This window comes from Vibrio sp. M250220 (assembly GCF_036533795.1).
In the GTDB taxonomy this organism is placed as follows: Bacteria; Pseudomonadota; Gammaproteobacteria; order Enterobacterales; family Vibrionaceae; genus Vibrio.
The window spans coordinates 1-2,219 of the sequence record NZ_JATABI010000111.1 but is presented as its reverse complement, the minus strand read 5'-3'; the positions used below and the strand labels follow the sequence as shown (position 1 = coordinate 2,219).

General features: G+C 42.6%; 2 protein-coding genes and 1 pseudogene. All 3 read left to right on the top strand.

Annotated features, from left to right (window positions below; genetic code table 11):
- Window positions 1–1,213 (top strand): phospholipase effector Tle1 domain-containing protein (locus QTN94_RS19625; RefSeq protein WP_331428608.1); only part of this gene is annotated, 1,213 nt, incomplete at its 5' end.
- Window positions 1,214–1,283: 70 nt separating this feature from the next.
- A pseudogene (locus QTN94_RS19620) lies at window positions 1,284–1,466 on the top strand (T6SS phospholipase effector Tle1-like catalytic domain-containing protein); the annotation flags it as partial.
- 6 nt (window positions 1,467–1,472) lie between these two features.
- Entirely contained in the window at window positions 1,473–2,126 is a 654-nt protein-coding gene (locus tag QTN94_RS19615; protein WP_331428607.1) for a hypothetical protein, read from the top strand.
- The last annotated feature ends 93 nt before the right edge of the window (window positions 2,127–2,219 follow it).

Genomic DNA, 2,219 nt, shown 5'->3' with positions numbered 1-2,219 from the left:
GGGTTTTTATGCCACTCACTCAACGCATCACCGCCTTGATCCCGAAAGAGGTTACAACCAGAACCAAAACGCGATATTGGTGTTGTGGAAACTCGGTGGCAAAGTGGTCGAGGGGCAACATCTTGTTTATTTAGAGAGACAAATTACCCGTGATGAATTGGATAATTTGAGCGAGGAGTGGTTGAACGAGCATGGGGTGAAATTAGATGTGCCTCAGTTACTTGAGGCAACAAAACAACCCATCATTAAACGAGCTGAATCAGAGCAACCCGCCGAACCCCAACCTCAGCCCGTTAAGCATATTGTTCAAACTGATCTCGAAACGGGTATGCGAGAAACGTGGATGAAGATTGCCAAGCAGTATGGTCTAGCGCCAAAAGCTTTGTTGGAACTTAATCCACAGTACGATGCCGACCCGATGTCTCTATCGGTAGGGGATTCTCTGAATGTAGAAAAACAGCAACCGCTAAACATTGAAAAAGAGCCTGTTTACGCGATACCACCGGAGAGCCCAAAGCGATTTAATCAACCGTTGAATACATTTTATGGCTATACAGGTCACTATTTAGCTGATACGTCGATAGTCTCAATTAATAACGAAAGGTTGGTCGAAAAAGATATTGCTGTAGTTAACTTAAAAAAAATCGAAGAAAAAATATTACGGATTGGGGTGTTCTTTGATGGAACTGGGCAAAACCATCTGAATGACCTTTACAAAGAAACACGTGGCGTAAAATCACGCACCAATGTGGCACGGCTATTTGAAATTTATCCATTAGATGATAATTCTAATGCCATTTATGTGTCTGGTGTTGGTACTGTTGATGACGCATGGAAAAATCCGACCTTGATAGACGAAGGTAAAGATGAAGTCGATTTAGCTCAGGCGTTTGGTGTCAGCCCAAATAATTTAGAGAAAACATATACGTTCATTGACACAGCTTACAACCTTATCGCTGACGATACTGGAGCATTTTACAAATGGCAGAACTGGATACGGCAGTATTTTGATATTGTCGACTCTTTATCCAGTGAAGGGAGTTTTGACGACATAACACACATAGAGTTTGACGTTTTCGGCTTTAGCCGCGGAGCGGCTTTAGCTCGTCACTTTGTTAATGCCGTTAAAGATGGATTGCCTGATTATAACAAGCCACGTGACGGTGAAGCATTCGGTGAAGTTTTCCCCAACTTAATTAGCGCACCAAGATGACGTCAGTAGCCAAGCTAAACATGGTTACTATCCTGACGAGACACGTACCTGTAGTGTTCGTTTTGTTGGGCTGTTCGATACCGTAGGCTCGTTCTATCTAGCTGGAAACAACGATGAAGGCAATTTTGAGTTAGGACTTGATGCTAGTTGTGCGGAGCGTGTATTCCAGATAAGCGCCCATCACGAATACAGAAAGAACTTCCCTCTAACATCTCTACGACCTAGCGATGGCGTTCTACCTTCTAACTTTTATGAGGAAGTGTTTGCTGGCTGTCACACAGACATTGGTGGCGGCTATCCTTCAAAAGAGCAGTATGCAAAGCAAGGTTTACCTACAAGGTATGGTATGCCTCTGTCTGCAACTTATAATCGGGAGTTAATAAAAACAGAATCCATAAGGGAAGAGATAAAAACACAACAGACTGTTTATGGAGCAGCCGCATACAGTGAGCAGCTACACAAGCACGCTCAAGACGCTTGGAATTTGGAATGCAGAACTAAGGGTTTATATGGTGTTGTGACATTGGTGAATGGCATTTTTTATTATTACGAGCTACAGCCTATTAGCAATGCTCTATCGGCTCTGCCATTAGAAAGAATGAAACAGCAGGCAGAGGTTGCAGGTGTGAATTGGGATGACGAAAAGCTCGCCTATCCGCTAGATTTTAGTCAATTGACAGGATGTGATGTGGATTTAAAAACGTTGAATGAAAAGTTATTAACTCAACCGTTAGGTAGTATTACACCGACACATTGGCAAGATGAGATTAACCAGTATGGTAAGGAATGGATACATCGCCCTCATGATGCACTAATCAACCCAGGGTGTGAGACTGCAATGGACAGTCTTGTTAATGCAGTAACGAAAGAAGGAAACCAACTCAAGCGAGTGGTATTTGATAATGAAGTTTAGATTTTTAATCGCTGTAAGCATGTGCTTTTTACTTAATGGTTGCTTTGAAAGTAAGCCTGTTTCAGTTGCGAGCATTGGCAATGCAGGGTCTTT